Annotated in this window: 14 protein-coding genes; 9 read left to right on the top strand and 5 right to left on the bottom strand. The window is 69.1% G+C overall.

Annotation, left to right across the window (positions count from 1 at the left end):
* The first annotated feature begins 4 nt into the window (after positions 1 to 4).
* Positions 5 to 1,474, top strand: a complete 1,470-nt coding sequence (locus CCN37_RS14465) for a methyltransferase (protein WP_086821286.1) — start codon at positions 5 to 7, stop codon at positions 1,472 to 1,474.
* Here the strand turns inward: CCN37_RS14465 and CCN37_RS14460 are convergent.
* From CCN37_RS14460 to CCN37_RS14445, 4 genes are read right to left on the bottom strand one after another with little or no spacing between them, the layout of a single operon-like run.
* Positions 1,468 to 2,454, bottom strand: a complete 987-nt coding sequence (locus CCN37_RS14460) for a Gfo/Idh/MocA family oxidoreductase (protein WP_168200669.1) — start codon at positions 2,452 to 2,454, stop codon at positions 1,468 to 1,470. The genes CCN37_RS14465 and CCN37_RS14460 overlap by 7 nt on opposite strands.
* Positions 2,451 to 3,362: a hypothetical protein gene (locus CCN37_RS14455; RefSeq protein WP_086821284.1), complete on the bottom strand. Its 912-nt coding sequence runs from the start codon at positions 3,360 to 3,362 to the stop codon at positions 2,451 to 2,453. Before CCN37_RS14455 ends, CCN37_RS14460 begins: the two co-directional genes overlap by 4 nt.
* Positions 3,359 to 10,531 (bottom strand): non-ribosomal peptide synthetase, encoded by a 7,173-nt coding sequence (locus tag CCN37_RS14450; RefSeq protein WP_246843045.1) that lies wholly within the window; start codon positions 10,529 to 10,531, stop codon positions 3,359 to 3,361. Before CCN37_RS14450 ends, CCN37_RS14455 begins: the two co-directional genes overlap by 4 nt.
* Positions 10,528 to 11,277 carry a thioesterase II family protein gene (locus CCN37_RS14445; RefSeq protein WP_086821282.1) on the bottom strand — a complete coding sequence of 250 codons (750 nt, stop codon included), beginning with the start codon at positions 11,275 to 11,277 and terminating at the stop codon, positions 10,528 to 10,530. The genes CCN37_RS14450 and CCN37_RS14445 overlap by 4 nt, the downstream gene beginning before the upstream one ends.
* A gap of 372 nt (positions 11,278 to 11,649) precedes the next feature.
* Between CCN37_RS14445 and CCN37_RS14440 the strand changes: the two genes are divergently transcribed.
* Genes CCN37_RS14440 through CCN37_RS39840 form a run of 8 tightly spaced genes read left to right on the top strand, consistent with a single transcriptional unit; the run spans position 11,650 to position 19,788 of the window.
* A complete protein-coding gene (locus CCN37_RS14440) occupies positions 11,650 to 13,197 on the top strand; it encodes an ABC transporter substrate-binding protein (protein WP_086821281.1) in 1,548 nt (515 codons plus the stop codon).
* On the top strand, positions 13,194 to 14,108 hold the full coding sequence (locus CCN37_RS14435; protein ID WP_086821280.1) for an ABC transporter permease: 915 nt from the start codon (positions 13,194 to 13,196) through the stop codon (positions 14,106 to 14,108). Before CCN37_RS14440 ends, CCN37_RS14435 begins: the two co-directional genes overlap by 4 nt.
* Positions 14,105 to 14,866, top strand: a complete 762-nt coding sequence (locus tag CCN37_RS14430) for an ABC transporter permease (RefSeq protein ID WP_086821279.1) — start codon at positions 14,105 to 14,107, stop codon at positions 14,864 to 14,866. Before CCN37_RS14435 ends, CCN37_RS14430 begins: the two co-directional genes overlap by 4 nt.
* Positions 14,863 to 16,206, top strand: a complete 1,344-nt coding sequence (locus CCN37_RS14425) for an ABC transporter ATP-binding protein (RefSeq protein ID WP_086821278.1) — start codon at positions 14,863 to 14,865, stop codon at positions 16,204 to 16,206. Before CCN37_RS14430 ends, CCN37_RS14425 begins: the two co-directional genes overlap by 4 nt.
* Positions 16,194 to 17,405, top strand: a complete 1,212-nt coding sequence (locus CCN37_RS14420) for a cytochrome P450 (protein WP_086821277.1) — start codon at positions 16,194 to 16,196, stop codon at positions 17,403 to 17,405. Before CCN37_RS14425 ends, CCN37_RS14420 begins: the two co-directional genes overlap by 13 nt.
* A 9-nt stretch (positions 17,406 to 17,414) precedes the next feature.
* The gene (asnB, locus tag CCN37_RS14415) at positions 17,415 to 19,193 is read left to right on the top strand and encodes an asparagine synthase (glutamine-hydrolyzing) (protein WP_086821276.1); all 1,779 of its coding nucleotides are present in this window, start codon (positions 17,415 to 17,417) and stop codon (positions 19,191 to 19,193) included.
* A gap of 17 nt (positions 19,194 to 19,210) precedes the next feature.
* The gene (locus tag CCN37_RS14410; protein WP_086821275.1) at positions 19,211 to 19,624 is read left to right on the top strand and encodes a hypothetical protein; all 414 of its coding nucleotides are present in this window, start codon (positions 19,211 to 19,213) and stop codon (positions 19,622 to 19,624) included.
* Positions 19,621 to 19,788 (top strand): hypothetical protein, encoded by a 168-nt coding sequence (locus CCN37_RS39840; protein WP_168200668.1) that lies wholly within the window; start codon positions 19,621 to 19,623, stop codon positions 19,786 to 19,788. The genes CCN37_RS14410 and CCN37_RS39840 overlap by 4 nt, the downstream gene beginning before the upstream one ends.
* 11 nt (positions 19,789 to 19,799) lie before the next feature.
* Here the strand turns inward: CCN37_RS39840 and CCN37_RS14405 are convergent, their stop codons facing one another.
* The gene (locus tag CCN37_RS14405) at positions 19,800 to 20,846 is read right to left on the bottom strand and encodes an HNH endonuclease signature motif containing protein (RefSeq protein WP_168200667.1); all 1,047 of its coding nucleotides are present in this window, start codon (positions 20,844 to 20,846) and stop codon (positions 19,800 to 19,802) included.
* Between the last annotated feature and the right edge of the window lie 418 nt (positions 20,847 to 21,264).

Below are 21,264 nucleotides of genomic sequence, written 5' to 3'. Positions count from 1 at the left end.
CCGCATGAACGTCACCGACATCGATTTTCTGCGCCGTCGCGTCGATGAGGACGACGCTTTGCGGTCGGCCCCCGAATTGCGCGAAGCTCTCGATTCCGGAGCACCCGGGGTTGGCCCGTGGCTGGAGGCTTTCGGCGGTCGCACGGAACGCAATCTCGTACTGTTCCCGCTGCGCGGAGCCGGGAGCGACATCGTGCTCGCGACGCTGCTCGCGGGCGGCACAGTCGTGCTCGGTGACCCCGACGCCCACCCTGCGCGCACGCTCGCGCTGCTGGAGCGCAGTGGTGCCACGGCGGTGACGCTGCCGTCGAAGTTGGTGGAGCGCTTGAACTCCGAGCCGTCCGCGCCGATGACCGACCTGTCCGAGCTGAACCGGATCTACTACGTCGGCGAGCCCGCGCGGTTCGACCTCCCCGGACCAGCACTGTCCCGTGTGGACACTCTCACCCTCGATCACGTCGAGCAGTTCGTCGCGCGCTTCCGTGACGCCGTGCTGGCGTCGATGTTGCTTACCCTGCAAGCGAACGGCGTGCTCCGCGACGCCGCTGTCAGCCACTCCGCCGAGGAGATCCTGAATGCGGCGCGCGTCGCGGAGCGGCACCACGGTGTCGTGCAGCGCTGGCTCGTCGCGCTCACCGAGCACGGAGTCCTCGCCCGCCAAGGTGATCGCTTCTTGGGAACCGAGCCGATCAGCCGTGACGCGGTCGAAAAGGCTTGGGACGCCTCGGAGAAGCTGTGGACGGGGCATCTCGGCGCGGCCGAGGTCGCCGCGTACTTCCGGCACAACGCGGAGCGGCTGCCGCAGCTCATGACCGGTGAGGAGCAGGCGACGCTGCTGCTGTTCCCCGAGGGGCGCACGGACATCGCCGACGCGCTCTACCGGGACACCGCCGTCGCGCGGCACCTCAACGCCCGCGTGAGCGAGTACGTTCAGCGACTCGGTGCCAAGCGCATCCTCGAAGTCGGCGCGGGAACCGGTGCGACGAGCGAGGTCGTGATCCGCGACCTGGCCGGGCAGGCCACCGACTACTTGTTCACCGATCTGTCGGCGTTCTTCCTGACCACGGCCAAGGAGCGCTTCGCCGAGCACCCGTGGGTCCGCTACGGGATCTACGACATTGACACCGAGAACCCCGAGGGCCTCGGTACCTTTGACGCGGTGATCGCGGCGGGCGTGCTCAACAACGCACGCGACGCCGACGCGACCCTCAAGCGGCTCAAGGACCTCCTCGTGCCCGGCGGCTCGCTGCTGATCATCGAGCCCACCCGTGAGTACTACGAGATCCTGATCTCCCAGGCGTTCATGATGACCGCCGCCGAGGACGCCAGGCTGCGCAGCGGCACCACGTTCCTCTCGCGGCAGCAGTGGGTCGAGGCCATCGACCGGGCCGGACTGTCCCTTGTGGACGTCACGCCCGACGACGCGCACCCGCTGTCGCCGATGTCGCAATACCTGTTCGTCGCGCGTCACTGAGGGAGCCCGGTGAGGAGGGACGCGTAGCCGAGCTGGGACGTCAGGTCCTGCCACATCCGGCACAGCGTCAGGTGGTACTGGTCCGGCCGCGCGCCCTCCACCATCGAAAGGAGGTCTCTGCCGATTGCCGCGGGCAACTCCTCGGTGAGGAATTCCTTGTAGCTGCCAGGATTTCCCGCCAGCTGCGTGGTGCACGGCTCGGCGAGGTGCGCGGCGTCGGGCGCGGTGAAGTCGAAGGACGTGCGGACGGACTCCGGGATGTGCAGCCGCGGCGTCCACGACACCGGCCCGTGCGCGTCGTTGAGCGTGAGCGTGCCGCTGTCGGTGCCGATGGTGATCCGGTGCAGCACGTGCATATGGTTGTCGGGGTCGTCCGGGTTGATCTGGTTCTGCACGCGCAGAGTGACCGGAACACCGCCGATTTGGCCGCCCACAACGGAGAACGGCTCGCCGTCCATGAGCTTGGTGAAGCTCCACGGGCGCACGGTGCCGAGAGCGTCGCCGATGACGTGCAGCAGCGGGAAGGACACCTGCACCCCGCACACGGCGTCCACGTACAGCGGCCTGCCCAGTTCCCTTGCTGCGGCGACGAATCGGCGCGCGGCAGGCAGCTGTGCGTACAGATCGCCGAGCCGGTAGGTCACGTTGTTCCTGCGCGCGACGCGGAGCGACTCGGCGAGGTCGTCGTGGTGCACGGGTTGCTCTTGCAGCACGTTGATTCCGCGCGCGAGCAGTTCCCGCGCCAGCTCGCTGCCCGGCCCGCCCATCGACGATGAGCGCACGACCACGCACGCGAGGTCGATGTCATCGGGGAGCTGGTCGACGGCGGTGTAGAGCGGCACTCCGGCTCGGTGCGCGGTGGCGACAGAACGCTCGCTGCCGCGCCCGAGGACTCCGGCCAGCTCGAAGTTCCCGGCGAGCTGGGCGATGGCGGCGAGGTAGGACTGCCCGAAGGTCGTCCCGCAAACGAGGACCTTCACAGCGCGCCCTCCTCGACAACGAGGTCGGCGAGCGGCGCGTCGAACACCGTCACGTCCAAGCCGTCGAAGGGCTCCAGCACGGTCGCGGCGCGGTGGAGTCCACAAGGGACATCGCCGCGCAGGATTGCCTTGGTGGCGGCCACGGTCATCGCCGCCGTCAACTCCGCGACGCTGCCCGCGCGCAACACGGCGGTCCGGCCGTCGAGTTCAGCCACGAAGGTCACCCTCGGGCTCCGGCCAGCGAGGTCCAGCGCGGAAGCCTCGCACAGGCCTTTCCGCTCGCCGAGCGCACGCAGGAGGTGCTTGCCCTCCACGACGCTGTACCAGTCACCGTCCACAAGCGACAGTGAACGAGCGACGGCTTCGTTTTCAGCGTCCATGAACGGGAAGGCCGACACCGGCTCGTCGAAGAACGGAATGTCCACATCGGACACACGGGTCAACGCACCACGCTTCACCTGGCCGTTCCGCCACGCCGCCAGGGGCTCGTTGACCCCGTTGAGGTAGTCCTCCGCCCCAGCTGTGGTGAACCGGTCGAGCACTCCGCAGTACATCGTCAGCCTCGTTCCGCGCGAGCCCAGCCAGCGGGGAAGCAGCCCGGACAGGCCCGGCGAAGCCCCTGCCGCGAAGACAACGCGCTGACCTCGCGGATCGACAACGGCGTCAGCGCCTCCGGCGTCCACGTGGTCGGCCCCGGCGTTCACGGCGGCCTCGGCGACGCGAGCGGCGGTCTGGTGCGACGGGCCGACGCAGTTCACCACCACCGAGGCACCGGCGACGAACTCCGCAAGGGACCGGTCGTCGTGAACGTCCACACCGGACGATCGACTGCCCGCCCGAACCTCGCCGGGCAGCGCGCGGAGGACGTGCCTGCCGACAGCGCCGGTGGCGCCGAGGAGCGCGATCACAGCTCGCCCTCCTCGATGTCGACCTCGAACGCCGGGGCGGTGCTGGCGATCGTGGGCGCGGCGAACAACTGGCGGAGCGGCATGACCACGCCGAAGCGCGCTTCCGCCTCCTGGATGAACCGCGTGGCCAGCAGCGAGTCACCGCCGAGCGCGAAGAAGCTCTGGTCGCGCCCGATGTCGCTGACGCCGAGCAGGTCCGACCACATCGCCGCCAGCCGCGTCTCCACCTCGCCGCGCGGGGCTTCCCCCGCGGTCTCATCAGTAGGGGCGGCCAGCGCGGAACGGTCGACCTTGCCGTTGGCGCTCAGCGGCAACCACGGCAGCACTTCGATGTGCTCGGGGATCATGTGCGCGGGCAGGCGACCGTCGACGTGGCGCTGCACGTCGTCGAGATCGACGTCCACCGCGTCGGCCGGTCGACGACCCTGGACGGTTGCCAGGCCGGAGTCCCCGACGGAACGGAGTACCACCTCCGTGAACCCGGCTTCGGCGAACAGCTCCGCCCACCGCCGTGCGTCGAGCATCGGCGACCCGTTGGCCCTGCGCTCCGCGTCGAGCCCTTCGAAGCCGTTCTCCAGCACCGCCGCCGTGAGCAGGCCGATGGGCGCCAGCACGGTCGGCTCCACCGCGATCACCCGACCGCCGCTGCGCGCGAGGAGCCCCGCGACGGCGATCCCATGGCGCACGTCGGTGTAGCGGTGCAGAACGTTGTGCGCGAGCACCACGTCGAACCTGTGCCGCAACGACTCCGGCACTCGATCTTCGGGAATGCGTTGGCAGTTCACTCCGTCGAGCCGCCGCGCCGCTGTTTGGACCATCGACGTGGACGGATCGATCAGCGTGTAGCGCACCTCAGAAGGCTTGAGCTCCGCGAGAAGTCGTTGCGCGGCAACACCTTCACGGCCGCCGAGCTCCACGACCTCAACAGGCCGTCCCAGCTCTTTCGCCAGCTCAGCGATCTCGCGAGCGATCACCGGCACGCTCTCCGCACCGGCGTTGGCGGGCGCCAGGACCGGGTCGGTCAGGATCTCCGCGGCGGTGCCGCTCTCCAGCACTCCGCGGAACCAGTCGAGTCGCTGCCAGATGTGGTCGACCACCGCGTGCTGGCCTGTGCGCGCGGGATCTTGATGTGCCAGCCAGTTCTCCCAGAGTCCGCGCAGCTGCGGTGAAGCAGCCGGGAGCAGTTCGCGGAGCAGAGGTGCCACCGCGGCGGCCTGGTCGCCCAGGTCAACGGTCTCGACGACGCCGCTGATCGACGTGGTCGGCGGGAGCGGAGCGGGCACGACGGCCGCCGTCAGGGTCTGGCTGACCACCGCCTGGCCCACTGCGGGGTGGGATTGCAGAGCGGCTTCGACCTCGCCGAGCTCGATGCGGTGACCGCGGATCTTGACCTGGTGGTCGCGGCGGCCCAGGAACTCCAGGGTGCCGTCCGGCCAGTAGCGGCCCATGTCGCCCGTGCGGTACCACCCGCCGACGAACTGGGCCGCAGTCGCCTCGGGCGCGCCGCGGTAGCCCAGTGCGACGCCCGCGCCGCCGATCCACAACTCCCCGGCCGTCCAGTCAGGGCAGTCGCGGCCGAAGTCGTCCACCACGCGGAACTGCTGGTTGCGTAACGGGAACCCATATGGAATCGAGTTCCATGACGGGTCGACCGAACCCACCTCGAAGTGGTTCGACCAGATGGAAGCCTCGGTGGCACCGCCGAGCGCGACGAACCGGCAGCCCAGCTTGCCGGGAAGGTCGAGGCCGACCCAGTCACCGGAGACCAGCACCAACCGCAGTGGCACGCGGTCCCCGACGATGAGCAGCATGTCGAGCAACGCTGGAACGGAGTTCCACACGGTCACTCCGTGCCGGTGCACCAACTCCAGCCAGCGGCGGGCGTCGCGGCGGGACTCCTCCTCGACCAGCACGACCGCGCCCCCGGCCGACAGCAGGCCGAACACGTCGTAGACCGAGAGGTCGAAGTCCAGCGCGGACACCGCCAGCACGCGGTCCGCGGCCGTGACCTCGAAGCGCGAGTTCACGTCCGCGATGGTGTTCATCGCCGCGAAGTGGGTGATCTCCACACCCTTGGGCTCACCGGTCGAGCCGGACGTGAAGATCACGTACGCGAGCCGGTCCGCACCGAGCACGACAGGTGCGGGCTCGGCGCTCTCCGCCTTCCTGACCAGCTCCGGCGTGACGACCACGCGCGCCCCGGACAGCCGGAGGATGCGCTCGCGCCGCACCGGCGGCTGATCAACACCGATGGGCACGTAAGCCGCACCGGCTGCCAGGACGCCGAGCACGGCGACGATCTGGTCGACGCCCTTGGGCAGGGTGACCGCGACCGTCTCCCCCGGCCGCACCCCCTCCGCCAACAGCAAGGACGCCACCCGGCGCGCACGAGCGGCGAGCGCGCCGTAGCTCAGCGAACCGTCAGTTCCCCACAGCAGCGCGGGAAGCGACGGCGACTCCTCCGCAATGCGGAAGAACTCCTGGTGCAGCAACACCTCCGAGCGCGGACCCTCGGTCGCGTTGACGGTGTCGCGCACTCCGCGCTGGCTCGCGGGCAGCAGGTCGGGGGCCGGAGCCGACCAGTCGGAGTTCGCCAGCCAGTCCAGTTCCTGGAGGTAGGCGGCGAACATCGCGTCCACCATGCCCGCCGGGAACAGCTCCTCCACGGCGTCCCACACGAGCGCGATCCCACCGTCCACTTCGGACACCTGGTGGTCCAGCCACACCTGCGGGGTCTGCGAGATCCCCCACACCGGCTCCGCCAGCAGGGAGTTCTCCGGGAACGGCAGGCCGAGCGCGCTGGTGAAGACCACCGGCATGGTCACCTCGGCCTCGCCCGCGCGCCTGGCCAGCTCGCGCAGCACCCACACCGCCGACGCCTCGCGATGATCAAGGGCTCCCCACAGGCGTTCCTGGAGCCTGCGCGTGCCATCGGCCCACGCCTCCCCCGCCACCGGGTGGTGGTCCACCAAGATCAACGAGGTGAAGTCGCCGATCACGTTGGCGATGTCCGGGTGCGCCTCACGGCGGTCGAACAGCGTGACGTTGAGGGTGAGGTCGGCCCGCCCGCTCCACCGGCCGAGCACGTCGGCGAACGCCGACATCAGCACCGCCGAAGGCGTGACGCCGCACTCGCGGGCTCGTTCGGTGATCGCTTCCCACCGCCGCGCGTCGAGCACCGACTCCCGGCGAACGAAACGCGGGCGCTCGACCTCGGCGGGGTCCACGGCCAACGGCAGCTGCGGCGCGGGCGGCAGCTCGGGCAGGCGCGCGGTCCAGTACTCCTCGGCCTTGTCAGCGGACGGAGTCCCAGTGAGGACGTAGTCCCGGAACGACATGCCGACCGGCGGCAGTTCGGCGTCGAGATCGGCGTAGAGCGCGCCCAGCTCGGAGTAGAACGTCAGCACGCTCAGCGCGTCGAAGATCAGGTTGTCCGTGCCGATGCCGAGCACGCCGTCCCGGGAGACGCTGACGGAGAACAGCGGCCACACCGCCGGGTCGAAGACCTTGTGCGACATCCCCTCGCGGAGGTTGTCCACAGTGGACACCCGGTAGGCGGGCACCTCGGACAGCACGTGCTGTTGCCCGTGCTCGTCGAAGACCGCGCGGAGCATGTCGTGCCGGGCCACGAGCGCGTTCACGGCGGCTTCGAGCCGGACGACGTCAAGGTCCGGGACGGCGTACTCGCGGTAGAAGTGGCTGCCGATGCCGCCGAGCGTGAAGTCCTCGCCGCGACCGATCCAGTACGCGCGCTGCACGTCGGTCGGTGGGAACGGCTCGAAGCGGTTGGCGGGGTCGGCGACGACCTGCGTGACGAGCGCGACACCCTCGGTCAGGGTCGCGGCGAAGGCGGCGAGCGTCGGGTTGGCGAACAGCCCGGCCAGCGCGACGTTGCCGAGTCCCGCCGCGTTCAGCCTGCCGACGAGGCGGGTCGCCAGCAGGGAATCCCCGCCCAGCAAGAAGAAGTTCTGTTCGCGCCCGAGCACTGGCACACCCAGCAGCTCCGACCACGCGGCGGCAACGGTCTCCTCGACGGGGCCGCGCGGCGGAGTGAGCTCCTCCGAAGCGTCCTTCATGGACAGTTCGCGCTTCAGCGCCGCGCGGTCGATCTTGCCGTTGGCGGTGATCGGCAGGGCGGGCAGGACGACCACGCGGTCCGGCACCATCACTGCGGGAAGTCGCTCAGCCAAAGATGCTTGCAGGGCTTGGAGATCCACCTCTCCGAGGCGGTCGAACTCCGTGATGTCGCCATCGCCGTGCAGGATCGCCACGAGCTCGTCCGTGCGCTCGGCGAGCGCGTGCGCGAACGGCCCGCCCTGCCACCGCACAGTGCTCCACGGCGCGGGTTCGCGGCCGACGAGCCACTGCGTCACCGAGGGCGAGTCGGTGTCGGGGGCCATCTCCAGCAGGTAGTCCACAAAGGACGCGATGAGGTCGCGGTCGGGTGCCATCGTGATGGCGGCGGCGATCCGGCGCTCATCGGTGACGACGGCGATCCCCTGAGCCACGCCGGGGAAGGCGGTCAGCGCTGCCTCGATCTCCCCCAGTTCGATGCGGTGACCACGGATCTTGACCTGATGGTCCGTGCGGCCCAGGAACTCCACCGTGCCGTCCGGCCAGTACCGGGCGAGGTCGCCGGTCCGGTACCACCTCGCTCCGTCGAACTCGACGAACTTCTCCGCAGTGCGGGCGACGTCGTTCTGGTAGCCGCGAGCGACACCGGCTCCGGAGACCCACAGCTCTCCCGCGACCCAGTCCGGGCAGTCGCGGCCGTGCGCGTCAACAACACGACATCGCATGTTCCGCAACGGCGTTCCATACGGAACTGCGTTCCAGTTCGGATCGACCTCGTCGACCTCGAAGACGGTCGCGTGGATGGCGGCCTCGGTCATGCCGCCGAGCCCGGCGAACCGGCAGCCCGGCCTCAGCTCGCGGAGCCGCCCGGGCAGGTCGACGGTCACCCAGTCGCCGCCGAGCATGACCAGCCACAGGCGGTCGCCGAAGTCGCCCGCGACGATCAGCATGTCCAACAGGGCGGGCACGCAGCTGACCACGCTGACGTCCCACCGCCGCATGAGCTCCGCCCACGCGTGCGCGTCGCGGCGCTGTTCCTCGTTGAGCAGGACGACGCTGCCACCGAAGGAGAGGAACGCGAACAGGTCGTAGGCGGAGAGGTCGAAGTCCAGAGCGGACAGTGCGATCGTGCGATCATCCCGACTGACACCGAAGTGCTCGTTCACCGCTTCGATCGTGTTCGAGACCGCGCGGTGCGGGACCTCAACGCCCTTGGGCACACCGGTCGAGCCCGAAGTGAAGATCACGTACATCAGGTCTTCGCCGGACACCGAAACCACGGAGTCCAGTGGCCGGTGGTCGATCGCGTCGGCCAGCACGGACTCCGTCAGCACGACCTTCGCGGCGGCGTGCGCCTGAGCCCGGCGCGCGGCGGGAACGTCCACTCCGGACGGAATGTAGTAGGCCCCGGCCGCGAGCACGCCGAGCACCGCGACGACCTGGTCCGCTCCCTTGGGCAGCGTGATGCCGACCGCGTCACCGGGCTGAACGCCTTGCGCCATCAGCATCGTGGAGACCCGGCGAGCCTTCAGCGACAGATCGCCGTAGCTCATCGTGCCGTCTTCGCCCCACACCAGGGCCGTGCGCTCGGGCTCGGCCTCCGCGATCTCGAAGAACCTCTGGTACAGCGGCTTTCCCGGCGCTTCACCGCGAGTCCCGGGCCTGATCGTGCCCAAAGTCCCGATCGGCTCGTCCCAGGGCAGGGCGGTGACGAGGCCGGTGAAGGCGGCGAACATCGCGTCGAGCACGCCTTCGGCGAAGAACGCCTCGCGGGCGTCCCAGCTGAGCAGGATGCCGCCGTCCAGCTCCGTGACCTGCGCGTCGAGCCACACCTGCGGCCCCTGCGAGATCATCCACACCGGCCGTCCGAGGCCGTTCAGCTCGCCGAAGTCCAAAGTGCTCGCGAAAACGACCGGCGCGACAACCTGGTCTCCGTTGGCCCGGGTCAGCTCGCGCAGCACATCCACGCCGGTGAACCCGGAGTGGCTCGACGCCTCGCGCAGGTCTTGCTGGACGCGCCGACACGCGTCCACGAAAGGAGATCCCGTGCGCACACCCAGCAACACCGAACTGGAGAACGCGCCCACCAACGAATCGACGTCGTCGTGCAGCGGCTCGCGGCCGAAAACTGGGATGTTCAGCAGGAAGTTCTGCTCGCTGCTCCACGCCCCGACGACCTCGGCGAAGGCAGTGGCGAGAACAACGGCCGGAGTGAGACCCAAGCTCCGCGAGCGCTCACGCAGCTGCTCAGAAGCCTTGGGGTCCAACCAGAACTGACGCCGCTCGACGCGCAGGTCCTTGCTGGGCAACACGGGCAGCGACGGTGCTCCGGGCAGCTCGCCGAGCTTGTCGAGCCACCACGTCTTGTCCTGCTCCACGTCACGGCTGGCGGCCCGGTCGGCGAGGTAGCGGGGGAAGCTGTAGTCCAAGGGCGGCAACACTTCGCCGTGGTAGACGCGGGCGATGTCGTTGACCAGGATGCGCAGGCTCATCGCGTCGGCGGCGACCATGTCCAGGTTCACGTGCACCCGGTAGCGTCCGTCCACACGCGACAGTTGGACGTCGAAGACCCGGCCGTCCGCGATCCGCTCGGAGAGCTCTGCCCGAACGTCGCCGTCGTGCACCTTGAGGCCGGGCCAATCACTGGACGGCGAAATACGCTGCTGTCCATTGGCGTCAACGGAAACGCGGGTCATTCCGTGCCGGTCGATCACCGTACGGACAGCCGCCTCCAGCCGCTCCGGATCGATGTCCTCGACCTCGAACTCGGCGTAGAAGTGCGCGGCGACGCCTTCCTCGCGGCCGATCCACATCGCGTGCTGGAGCGGGTCCAGCTCGAACGGCGCGAACTCGTCGACCTCCGCTCTGGGCAGCGGGGAAGCCTTCTCGCCCAACAGTTCCCGCCACGCGGCCACGGCCGGGCGCTCGGCGAGGTCGGCGAAGCTCACCTTCGCGCCAGCGCGGCGGAGCTTGCCGGCGACCCGCATCATCGCGATGGAGTCCATGCCGGACTCGATGAGGTTCGCGTGCTCGTCAAGGGACTCCGCGGGCACCTTGAGCACGGACGCCACGGTGCCTAACAGGTCGATGGTCACCGCAGGACGTCCTTCTTGTTCAGTTGACATGTCAGCAAGTCGAGCAGCATCGCGTTGTGCCGCACGGGGTAGAAGTGGTCACCAGGCACGACGTGCAGGTCGAAACCACCGGTGGTGAAGTCGCGCCAGCGCTCGGCCTGCGCGGGCGTCACCTCGCTGTCCTGCTCGCCGACCACGGCGGTGATCGGCGCGCGCAGTGGTGCTCCTGCGAGGTGCCGGTAGGTCTCCTCGACCCGGTAGTCGGCGCGGATCGCGGGCAGGAACACCGGCCACAGCTCGGGATTCGCCTTCAGCACCTCGGCCCCGGCACCGCCCACGCGCACCACCTCGTCGACCAGCCCGGCGTCGTCGCGAAGGTGGACGTCACCGCCGACCAGCTCGTCCGGGGCGTGCCGCGCGGAGGCGAAAACCCTGGTCGGAGCCTCGCCGCGGGCTTCGAGCGCGCGGGCGACCTCGTACGCCGCGACCGCGCCCATGCTGTGCCCGAACAGGGCGAGCGGGCGGTCCAGCAGCGGCCCGAGGTCGGCGAGCACTCCGGTCACGACCTCGGCCATCGAGGCCGGGACCGCGTCGGCGATCCGGTCCTCGCGCCCGGGGAACTGCACGGCCCACAGCTCGACGTCCTCCGGCAGCCCGGCACCCCAGGGGCCGAAGAAACTCGCGGAGCCCCCCGCGTGCGGGAAGCAGACCAGTCGCGTGCGCGCGGCGGCACGGGGGGTGCGGCAGCGCAGCCAGCGTGGGCTCATCGCGATCCTCTCCAGACGAAGCTCTTGTTCATCGTTCAAGAGACTAAGGTAACCCTTACCAAATATCGAGGGAGCGGATCAGCACGTGATCCAGAACCCATGCGAACGCCCGAATGTGTACACAGTGGACGGTCGAAGATTCGCGTTTGGCCGCAGTTTTCCTTGGCGCACCAGCACAGTAAGCGCGGATTCCGGCATCGTCACATGCTGATGTACGCACGGGTCACGCAGCGTTCGCCCCGGTCACAGATCGTTCACGTGACGAAGCGCGCTCTTGAAATCTGCCCGTTGAACTCACCTGGGCAGCTTGTTACCTTGACCGCGCTTAGGTCGACCTAACACTCCCCGCTGTGCCCGTCCCGGAGGTTCCCCATGCCGTTGAGTCGTCGTGCCCTGCTGCGCTCGGCCGGGCTCGCGCTCGGTACCGCGACGCTGCTCGGCGGCTGCGGCCCCACCGCCCCGGGCCCGGCGCCGGTGGAGAACGCCCCGGGGCGCCTGCCCCGCAAGGGCGGCAGCCTGCGCGCGGTGTTCACCGGCGGCGGCACCGCGGACACGCTCAACCCGTTCGACTCGATGTCGCCGGTGGACTTCGTCCGCAACGACGTGCTCTTCGACTCGCTGTTCTCCATCGAGAACGGCCGCGCGACCCCGCGCCTGGCGCTGTCGGCGGAGCCCGCCGCGGACCGCAAGTCCTTCGTGCTCAAGCTCCGCGACGGTGTGGTCTGGCACGACGGTTCGCCGTTCACCGCCAAGGACGTCGCCTACAGCTTCCGCTACATGAGCGCGCCGGAGCGCCCCATGCCCAGCGAGCTGCAGAGCTACTTCGACCTGGCCAAGGTGCAGGTGCGCGACGACCGGACGCTGGTCGTGCCGACGCTGCAACCGATCGGCGACCCGGCGCTGATCATCGCCGCGTTCCTGACCAAGGTGGTCAAGGACGGCGCCACCTCCTTCACCCCGACCACCGCCGTGGGCACCGGCCCCTACCGCGTCGCCGCCTTCGACGCCGGCCGCGAGGCGCGGCTGACCAGGTTCGACCGGTACTGGGACTCTCCCGGTACCGCGGACGAACTGGTCCTGCTGAGCCTGACGGACCCGCAGGCCAAGGTGAACGCGGTTCGCACCGGGCAGGCCGACTACGCGGGTGACATCCCGTTCAGCATGGCCAAGGCGGGCAGCGGCAGCCCGGACATCGAGGTCCGCACGGCCGGTCGCAAGCACCGCGTGGGCTTCGGTTTCGTGCTCAACTCCACGATCGCGCCGTTCAACGACCCGCGTGCCCGCCGCGCGATCCGGCTCGCCGTCGACCGCCAGTCCCTTGTGGACAGCGTGCTGCTCGGCTACGGCGAGCCCGGCAACGACCTCTACGGATTCGGTACCGAGTACTTCGCGGAACGCCCTCCCGTCCAGCGCAACGTCGACGAGGCCCGGAAGCTGCTCCGCGAGGCGGGGGCCGAGGGCGCGTCGATCACCATCCGCTCGACGGAGTACGAGGTCGGCTACAACGCCTCCACCCAGCTCCTGGCCGAGCAGCTGCGCGAGGTCGGGCTCAAGGTGAAGCCGGACATCGTCGGCGTCGCCGAGTTCTTCGAGCCCAAGGCGATGGCGGCGAGCCACGGCGTGACGTTCTCCATCGGCGCGCTGCCCCTGCCGGTGACCTACGCGCGCCTGGCCGCCTACCCGTCGCTCGCGCTGAACGACCCGCAGCTCAACGCCGCCCTCGCGGAAGGGCTCGCCGCGGTCGACGACGCCGCGAAGCGCAAGGCGTGGACGACCGTGCAGGACGTGATGACCGATCGCGGCAACACGATCGTCTGGGGTCTCGCCGACACGCTGAGCCTGGAGCGCAAGGCCGTCGCGGGCGTCGAGGTACGCGGTCTCGCCAAGTACCCGTACCTCGGCAAAGCCGGACTGGCGTGATCCGCGGGCTGGCCACCGGGGCGGTCCTGCTCGCGCTGTTGTCGTTCCTGGTCTTCGTCGGCGTCGAACTGCTCCCCGGTGATCCCGTGACCACGCGGCTCGGCCCGACCGCGACGCCGGAACGCGTTGCGGCCGCACGGCATCAGCTCGGTCTCGACCGGCCGGTGCTCGTGCGCTACGGCGAATGGGTCAGCGGCCTCGTCCAGGGAGATCTCGGCCGGTCGGCGACGGGCAAGCCGGTGTCGGAGATGTTGAGCGACCGCGTCGGGAACTCCGTGCTGCTGGCCGGGCTCAGCCTGGCGTTGCTCGTCCCGCTGTCGCTCGGGCTCGGTCTGCTCGCCGCGACTCGCCGGGCGGTCTCGGCCGGAGCGCTCGTGCTGGCGTCGATCCCGGAGTTCGTGCTGGCCGTGGGCATGGTGCTGCTGTTCGCGATCACGCTCGGCTGGTTCCCCGCCGTGTCGTTGATTCCGGCCGGTTCCAGTCCGCTCGCGTACCCGTCCGCGTTGGTGCTGCCCGTGTTGAGCCTGCTCGCGCTCGGCATGTCCTATGCCATCAGGGTGATCCGCTCGACGGCTTCGACAGCGCTGCGGTCGCCGCACGTGGAGTTCATGCGGCTGAACGGGGTTCCATCGCGAACCGTGTTCCGCACGGCGGTCGTCCCGGCGGTGCTACCGGTCGCCGTGCAGGTCTGGCTGGTGACCGGGGTGAGTCTCATCGGTGGTGGAGTGCTGGTGGAGAAGGTCTTCGGCTACCCGGGGATCGGTGAGCTGCTGGTGGTGTCGGTGCAGTCCGGAGACCTCCCGGTCGTGCAGGCGCTGACGCTCATCCTCGGCGGCGCCATGGTGCTCGCCCTGCTGTTCGCCGATGTGGCGATCCGCCTGCTCACCCCGCGCCTTCGGACCGCCTCGTGAAGCGCGCGTTCGCCGCGATCGCGGCGCTGATCGTGCTCTTGGGGCCGGAGTTCGCCGCGAACTCACCGACCAAGCCGGTCGGAGTGCCGTACTCGTGGCCGACCTGGGCGCTGCCGTTCGGGACCGACCACCTCGGCCGCGACGTGTTGTCGCGCATGCTGCACGGCGGTCGGCCGTTGGTGTTGACCAGCCTCGCCGCCGCGCTGGCCGGAGTGCTGTTCGGCGCGGCGGTCGGCCTGGCCGTGGCGCTCACCAAGCGGCAGGCGTTGATGTGGCCGTTGGACGCGATCGCCGCCGTGCCGCCGATTCTGGTGCTGCTGCTGACTTTGACCGCCATGCCCGACCGGGTGGGGCTCGTTCTCGCCGTCGCGGTCGTCGGCGCTCCGCTCGCGGCGCGGGTCACGCAAGCAGCCGCCGCGCAGGTAGTCGGGCGTGCGCACGTGGAGATCGCGATCGCGCGCGGGGAGAACTGGGCGTGGTTGCTCGGCCGGGAAATCCTGCCTCTCGTGGGCGGGACCGTGTTGGCTGACGCCGGGATGCGGTTCGTCACGTCGGTCCATCTTGTTGCGGCAGCGGGCTTCCTCGGGTTGAGCGTGTCGGACTCCGACTGGGGTCTGTTGATCGTGGAGGCGCTGCCCGGTGCCGCTTTGCAACCGTGGGCGCTGCTCGTGCCCGTGCTCGGCGTGGCGGTGCTCGCGGTGAGCTCGAACCTCTTCGCCGACCGCGTGGCGCGGCGCTCCAGGGGGATGCTCGGATGAAACCACTGGTAGAGCTGGACAATCTGTCCCTCGCGGCCGATGACCGCCTGCTGCTGGACGGCGTGAACCTCACGATCGCGCCGGGCGAGGCCGTCGGAGTGCTCGGCCCGTCGGGCTCCGGCAAGACCACCCTGGCCCTCGCGGTGCTCGGTCACCTGCGCCCCGGAGTGCGGCACGTCGGCGGTCAGTCCTATGTGGACGGCCACGCGATGCTTCCCACCCCACATCCCGGAGTGCGCGGCGGTGTCGTCGGCTACCTCGGCCAGGACCCGGGCCTGCTGCTCAACCCGTACGCGAAGGTCGGCGCCGACCTGCCGCTCGCGCGCGTCGGGCTTCCTTCCACGCTCGTCGGCCGCTACCCGCACCAGCTCTCCGGTGGCCAGCAACAGCGCGTCGCGCTCGCCATCGCCCTCGCGCGCGAACCACGGCTGTTGGTGCTGGACGAGCCGACCACCGCGCTCGACGTGCTGGCCAAGGCAGAAGTGCTGGAGGAGCTGAAGCGGCTCCGTGACAGCGGTGTCGCCCTGTTGTGGATCAGCCACGATCTGGACACTGTGGACAGTCTCGTCGACCGCGTGTTCACAGTGGACGGTTCAACGCCGACCCGAACCGAGGTTCCGCGCACACCGTCCGCTTCGGATGGTCAGGTTGCTCTGCAAGTCAACGGCTTGCACGCGGGCCACGGCTCGAACCGCGTGCTCGAGGACGTCGACCTCGACGTTCGTGAGGGTGAGTGCCTCGCGGTACTCGGTGCCTCCGGCGTCGGCAAGAGCACGCTCGCGCGGTGCCTGGTCGGCCTGCACAAGCCCAGCGACGGGTCGGTGTCGGGCTCGGACGTCCAGCTGGTTCCGCAGAATCCGGCGGAGTCGCTGCACCCCCGTCAAGACGTCCGCACCGCACTGGTGCGGCCGCTGCGCAAGATCCGGGGGATGCGGAAGCCGTACGACGCGGAGGTGGACCGCCTGCTCGACGCGGTCGGGCTCCCCGCCGAGTTCGCTTCTCGTCTTCCCGGCGAACTGTCCGGCGGTCAGCGGCAACGCGTCGCGCTCGCCAGGGCGCTCGCCGCGCGACCGAAAGTCCTCGTCTGCGACGAGATCACCTCAGCGCTGGACGCTTCGACGCAGGCGGGCGTGCTCGGCCTGCTGGGCGAGCTCCGGCAGCGGCACGGGCTCGCGGTCGTGTTCATCACCCACGACGCCCACGTTGCCGCCGCGGTCTCCGACCGCATTCTCGTGCTCGTCGACGGCCGGGTGGCCGTCAGCGGGCGCACCGATGACGTGCTCGCGCGGCCGGAGGACCTGCCCGCGCTGCTTCTGGAGGAACGACCATGCAGGACGTAGAGGAGCTGCCCCGGCTCGGCCCGGAGTACTTGCAGAACCCGCACGAGCTCGCCGACCGGCTGCGCCAGGAAGGGCCCGCGCGCCCGGTGCTGATGCCCGACGGGATGCGGGTGTGGCTGGTCACCGGGCACGCCGAGGCGCGGTCGCTGCTCACCGATCCGCGGCTCAGCAGCGACGGCGTCTACGACCGCCTCGAGCACCAACGGTTGCTGGCCGAGGGCAAGAAGATCGAGTTCTCCCGCTCGCTGGCCGCGCACATGCTCAACGTGGACCCGCCGGATCACACGCGGCTGCGCAAGCTGGTCAACAAGGCGTTCACCACGCGCACGATCGCCCGGCTCCGCCCGCGCATCGAGGAGATCACCGACCAGCTGCTCTCCGACATGTCCACTGTGGACACCGTGGACCTGATCAAGGCGTTCGCGCTGCCGCTGCCGATCATGGTGATCTGCGAGCTGATGGGCATTCCCGCCGAGGACCAGGAGCAGTTCAGCGGCTGGTCCAACGCGATGGTCTCGACCGCGCCGCCGGAGCAGATCGGCGCGGCCTCCGGTGCGATGGCGGGCTACCTCGCCGGCCTGGCCGAGCAGAAGCGGGCGACGCCGACCGACGACCTGCTCTCCGCGCTGGTGCACGCGTCGGAGGGCGGTGACCAGCTGTCGGTCCCCGAGCTGATCGCGATGACGTTCATCCTGCTCATCGGCGGCTACGAGACGACCGTGAACCTGATCGGCAACGGTGTTCTCGGGCTGCTGCAACACCCATCGCAGCTCGCGGCGCTGCGCGCGGACCCCGGGCTGCTGCCCAACGCCATCGAGGAGTTCCTGCGCTACGAGACGCCGAACAACATGGCGTCTCCGCGCTACACCACTGCCCCGGTGCGCGTCGGCGAGGTGGAGATCCCCGAGGGCGAGTTCGTCATGGTGTCGCTGCTGGCCGGAAACCGTGACGCCACAAGGTTCCCTGAGCCCGACAAGCTCGACATCACCCGGCCGACCGGCGCGCACCTCGGCTTCGGCCACGGCATCCACTACTGCGTCGGGGCGCCGCTCGGCCGCCTCGAAGGCGAAATCGCGATCGGTCACCTGCTGGCCCGGTTCTCGCGCATCGAGCTGGCCGTCGACGCTTCCGAGCTGCGCTGGCGCAAGAGCACGCAGATGCACGGTCTCGAAGCCCTCCCCGTCCGCCTCCACCCCTAGGGACCAACGATGTGTGGCATCACCGGTTGGGCCGCCTACGACACCGATCTCACCCAGCACGCCGACGTGCTCGCCGCGATGACCGACACCCTGTCGCAACGAGGTCCTGACGCGGCGGGAACCTGGCTGCGCCCGCAGGTCGCGCTCGGGCACCGCCGCCTCGCCGTGATCGACCTGGACGGCGGCGCCCAGCCCATGGAGGCCGACGGCGTCACACTCGTCTACAGCGGCGAGGTCTACAACTTCACCGAGCTCCGCGAGGAACTGGGTTCGCAGAACTTCCGGACGCGCAGCGACACCGAGGTCGTCCTGCGCGGCTACCTCCGTTGGGGCGCGGCCGTCGCGGAGCGGCTGAACGGCATGTTCGCCTTCGCCCTGTGGGATTCGCGGGAGCAGAAGCTCGTGCTCGTCCGCGACCGCCTCGGCGTCAAACCCCTGTACTACCAGCGCACTTCGGACGGCCTGCTGTTCGGCTCCGAGCCGAAGTCCATCCTCGCCAACCCGCTGGCTTCGCGGGTGATCGACCGCTCCTGCCTCCAAGAGCTGTTCGGCCAGACCAAGGCACCCGGCTGGTCCCTGTGGAAGGACATGAACGAAGTCCCACCTGGGACTGTGCTCACGTTGACCCGTTCGGGACTCCGTTCCCACAGGTACTGGTCGCTGGACACCGCTGAGCACACCGATGATCGCCACACCACGATCGAGACCGTCCGCGATCTTCTCACCGACACCGTGGCCCGCCAACTCGTCGCCGATGTGCCCCAGTGCGTTCTCCTGTCCGGCGGCCTCGACTCCAGCGCCATCACCGGCCTCGCCGCCAAGGCGATCCCCGACCTGCGCACGTTCTCCGTGGACTTCACCGGTGAGTTCACCCCCGACGAGCTGCGCACCACTTCCGATTCCGGCTTCGTCCGCGAGGTCGCCGACTTCGTCGGTTCCAAGCACACCAACGTGGTCCTCGATCCCACCGCGCTCTCCGACCCGTCGCTGCGCCGCGCCGTCGTTGGCGCCTGGGACATCCCGTTGGGCTTGGGCGATATCAACGCTTCGCTCTACCTGCTGTTCAAGGCAATCCGCCAGGAGTCCACCGTCGCGCTCTCCGGCGAGTCCGCCGATGAGCTGTTCGGCGGCTACCCCTGGTTCCAGACCAAGGCCACCCACACGTTCCCGTGGCTGACGTTCTCGCACTCCATCAACACCGACCGCACCGCTGTGCTCCGCAAGGACCTCGACCTCGATCTCGACTCCTACGTCGCTGACCAGTACGCGTCCGCGGTCTCGGAGGTGGAGTTCCTGGACAACGAGTCGGCTTCCGAGCGGCAGATGCGCGTCATCTGCCACCTGCACCTGACCCGTTTGGTGCGGGCGCTGTTGGACCGCAAGGACCGCATGTCCATGGCCACCGGCCTCGAAGTGCGCGTCCCCTTCTGCGATCACCGCCTCGTCGAGTACGTCTACAACGCCCCTTGGGCTTTCAAGCACTTCGACGGCCGCGAGAAGAGCCTCCTCCGCGCGGCGGCTCGCCACGTGCTCCCCCAATCCGTGGCGGATCGCGTGAAGAGCCCCTACCCCTCCGTCCAGTCCGACCAGTACGTCACCGCTCTGCAAGCTCAGGCCGCCGACGTGTTGTCGGAGAAGGACAATCCCGTGTTCGCGCTGATCGACCGCGCCTGGCTGCGCTCGGCCGTCAGCGCCACGTCCGTCTCCGGTCCCGTTCGGCAGGGCTTGGAGCGCGTTCTCGACCTCTACCACTGGGTCGACCTGTACCGCCCGACGTTCGCCGTGTGATCGCTTAGCATCTCGGAGTGAGTCTCAGCGCCGAGTACCGAGCGATCCCGTACGAGCCCTTGTTGGCGCGCGCGATGGTCGACCGCGACTTCGCCGAGGCGTTGCAGTTCTTCGGCAGGTTCGCTGCTGTTGACGCGCAGGAGCAGGAAGACATCACCTGGCGAGCGCTCGGCCCGGCCGTTCGCCAGGTGATGCGCGGGCACCCCGGCATCCTGGACAGGACGTTCAGCACGCAGGCGTGGGACGCCGTTCTCTGGCTGCTCTCCGCGAGCGGAGGGAGGGCAAGGAGCCGGTTCCGGACGATCTGGGCCATGTCGCGGTACTCGGCGCCACAACGTTCTCTTCCGGTGCCACGGCCACCCAAGGAGTTCCGCTCAGGTTCGTCCGCCCGGAGCGAGCGGCCGCTGTCGCCACCCACATCGAGCGCATGATCTCTTCGGCTCGGGAGGTGTTCGACGTCGAGGCGATGATCGCCGGTCACGTGTACAAGGCGCCGTGGGACCTCGACATGCTCGTCGACCTGCTGGCGCAGTACGCCTGGCTGTACCGAAGCGCCGCCGAGCGGAACGAGTGCGTGTTCGTCGTGCGCGACTGACGGTCCGCTCGTCAGAACGGCGCCGGTTCGGCGATGGGCGTGGGGTGGACGTCCTCGGTCTTGCCGCTCGGTGTGGTCCAGGTGTGGGTGCCGTCCTCTTGGTTGGTGCAGGTCCAGTTGGAGTGCGTCTTCATCCGGTGATGCCGACGGCACTTCGGCCTCAGGTTGTCGATCGTGGTGTTCTCGCCGTTGTAGCGACGGCAATGATCAAGATCGCAGCGGTGTGCGGGTTGGTTGCAGCCGATCGCCATGCAGGTCGGATAGCGGGCGGCAATCAGCTCGCGCTGTTTGGCGGTGGGCCGGTAGACGTTGCTGATCTCTTCAGCCGCTCCGGTGACGGGGTCGGTGAGGATGCGTTTCCAGACACCGCCCGCTGCGATCTCCCTCGCGATGGGTGCGGGGATGGGGCCGTAGCCGCCCAAGATCGCGGGGTCCTGGGTGAGACCGAGGGCTGAGGTGATCGGCATCGTCAGGTACACCATCGTCCGGCCCTGCGGGGCCGGAGTGTCCCTGCCCAGCAACAAGTCCCGGGCGATGTCGGAGCGTTTCTGATCCAGGGTGCGGTCGTCTTTCGGGAGGGAGCGGGCGATGCGGTTGATGTGGTCATAGACCATCGCCGCGTCGTGGGCGGTCATGAGGACCCGGAGCAGGGCCATGCCGTCGTCCTGGTTGATCTTCTCCACCAGGCGCGTCTTGCGCTTCTCCTGAAACCGACGCTCGGCTGCGGTCGGGTCCAAGCGGTGGATGAACCTGACCGCGTACTGGCGGGTGGTGGAGTACGGGTTCTTCTCCGCGTGCGCCAACAACGCTTCCTCGGCGATCGCGGCGTGCACGACCGAGAGGACTCGGAGCAGATCGATGATCATGAGTGCCTTGCCCTCGTCGACTCGGCCTTCGGCCATCGCCTTCAACACTCCTGGGCGGGAGGTGAGATCGGTGGCTCGGTCGATGAGCCTGGCTGCTTTGACCCTCGATACGCGCAGTTCACGCATCAGGATCTCCTCGGAGAATTCCCGGTCTCGTGGATCGAGGTCGGAAATGTAGTCGAGCAGGGTCACGGAAAAGTCGGCTACGGCCTTACCTATGTCCGTGAACGCTGTTTTGAGAACAACATCAGGGTCCATGTCTCTATTCTACGCCGTTTAAATAGTGGATCATGGCTCTAAGGGGTGAATTCCCAGGCGCCCGCAACGCCGAAAAACGCAACCCCCACCTAACGCAAGGCGCACACGAAACGGTCGACTTTACCTGGGGTGCGCGTGCCATACGCTCGTCCGCGTGGGCCGGGACTCATCCCGTGCCCGCCCGGCCAATGAAGGCACGCGCAAGGGGCCCCAGGTCAAGCCGACCCCACGCTGGTACCGGCGCAAGCTGGAAGCCCAGCCGCACCCACCGCTGGAGCCGGCGCAGGCTGGAAGCCCAGCCGCACCCACCGCTGTAACCTGCGCACGCTGGAAGTCCAGCCGTCCCCGACCG

Source organism: Allokutzneria sp. NRRL B-24872 (assembly GCF_002155965.1).
GTDB lineage: Bacteria > Actinomycetota > Actinomycetes > Mycobacteriales > Pseudonocardiaceae > Allokutzneria.
The sequence above is the reverse complement of the archived record's forward strand: the minus strand, read 5'-3'. Positions and strand labels throughout refer to the sequence as shown.

Bases quoted from the DNA above. Each gene is read 5' to 3' on its own strand.
- CCN37_RS14425 (WP_086821278.1), top strand. From the start codon at position 14,863: ATGAAACCACTGGTAGAGCTGGACAATCTGTCCCTCGCGGCCGATGAC.
- CCN37_RS14440 (WP_086821281.1), top strand. From the start codon at position 11,650: ATGCCGTTGAGTCGTCGTGCCCTGCTGCGCTCGGCCGGGCTCGCGCTC.
- CCN37_RS14420 (WP_086821277.1), top strand. From the start codon at position 16,194: ATGCAGGACGTAGAGGAGCTGCCCCGGCTCGGCCCGGAGTACTTGCAG.
- asnB (WP_086821276.1), top strand. From the start codon at position 17,415: ATGTGTGGCATCACCGGTTGGGCCGCCTACGACACCGATCTCACCCAG.
- CCN37_RS14445 (WP_086821282.1), bottom strand. From the start codon at position 11,277: ATGAGCCCACGCTGGCTGCGCTGCCGCACCCCCCGTGCCGCCGCGCGC.
- CCN37_RS14465 (WP_086821286.1), top strand. From the start codon at position 5: ATGAACGTCACCGACATCGATTTTCTGCGCCGTCGCGTCGATGAGGAC.
- CCN37_RS39840 (WP_168200668.1), top strand. From the start codon at position 19,621: ATGATCTCTTCGGCTCGGGAGGTGTTCGACGTCGAGGCGATGATCGCC.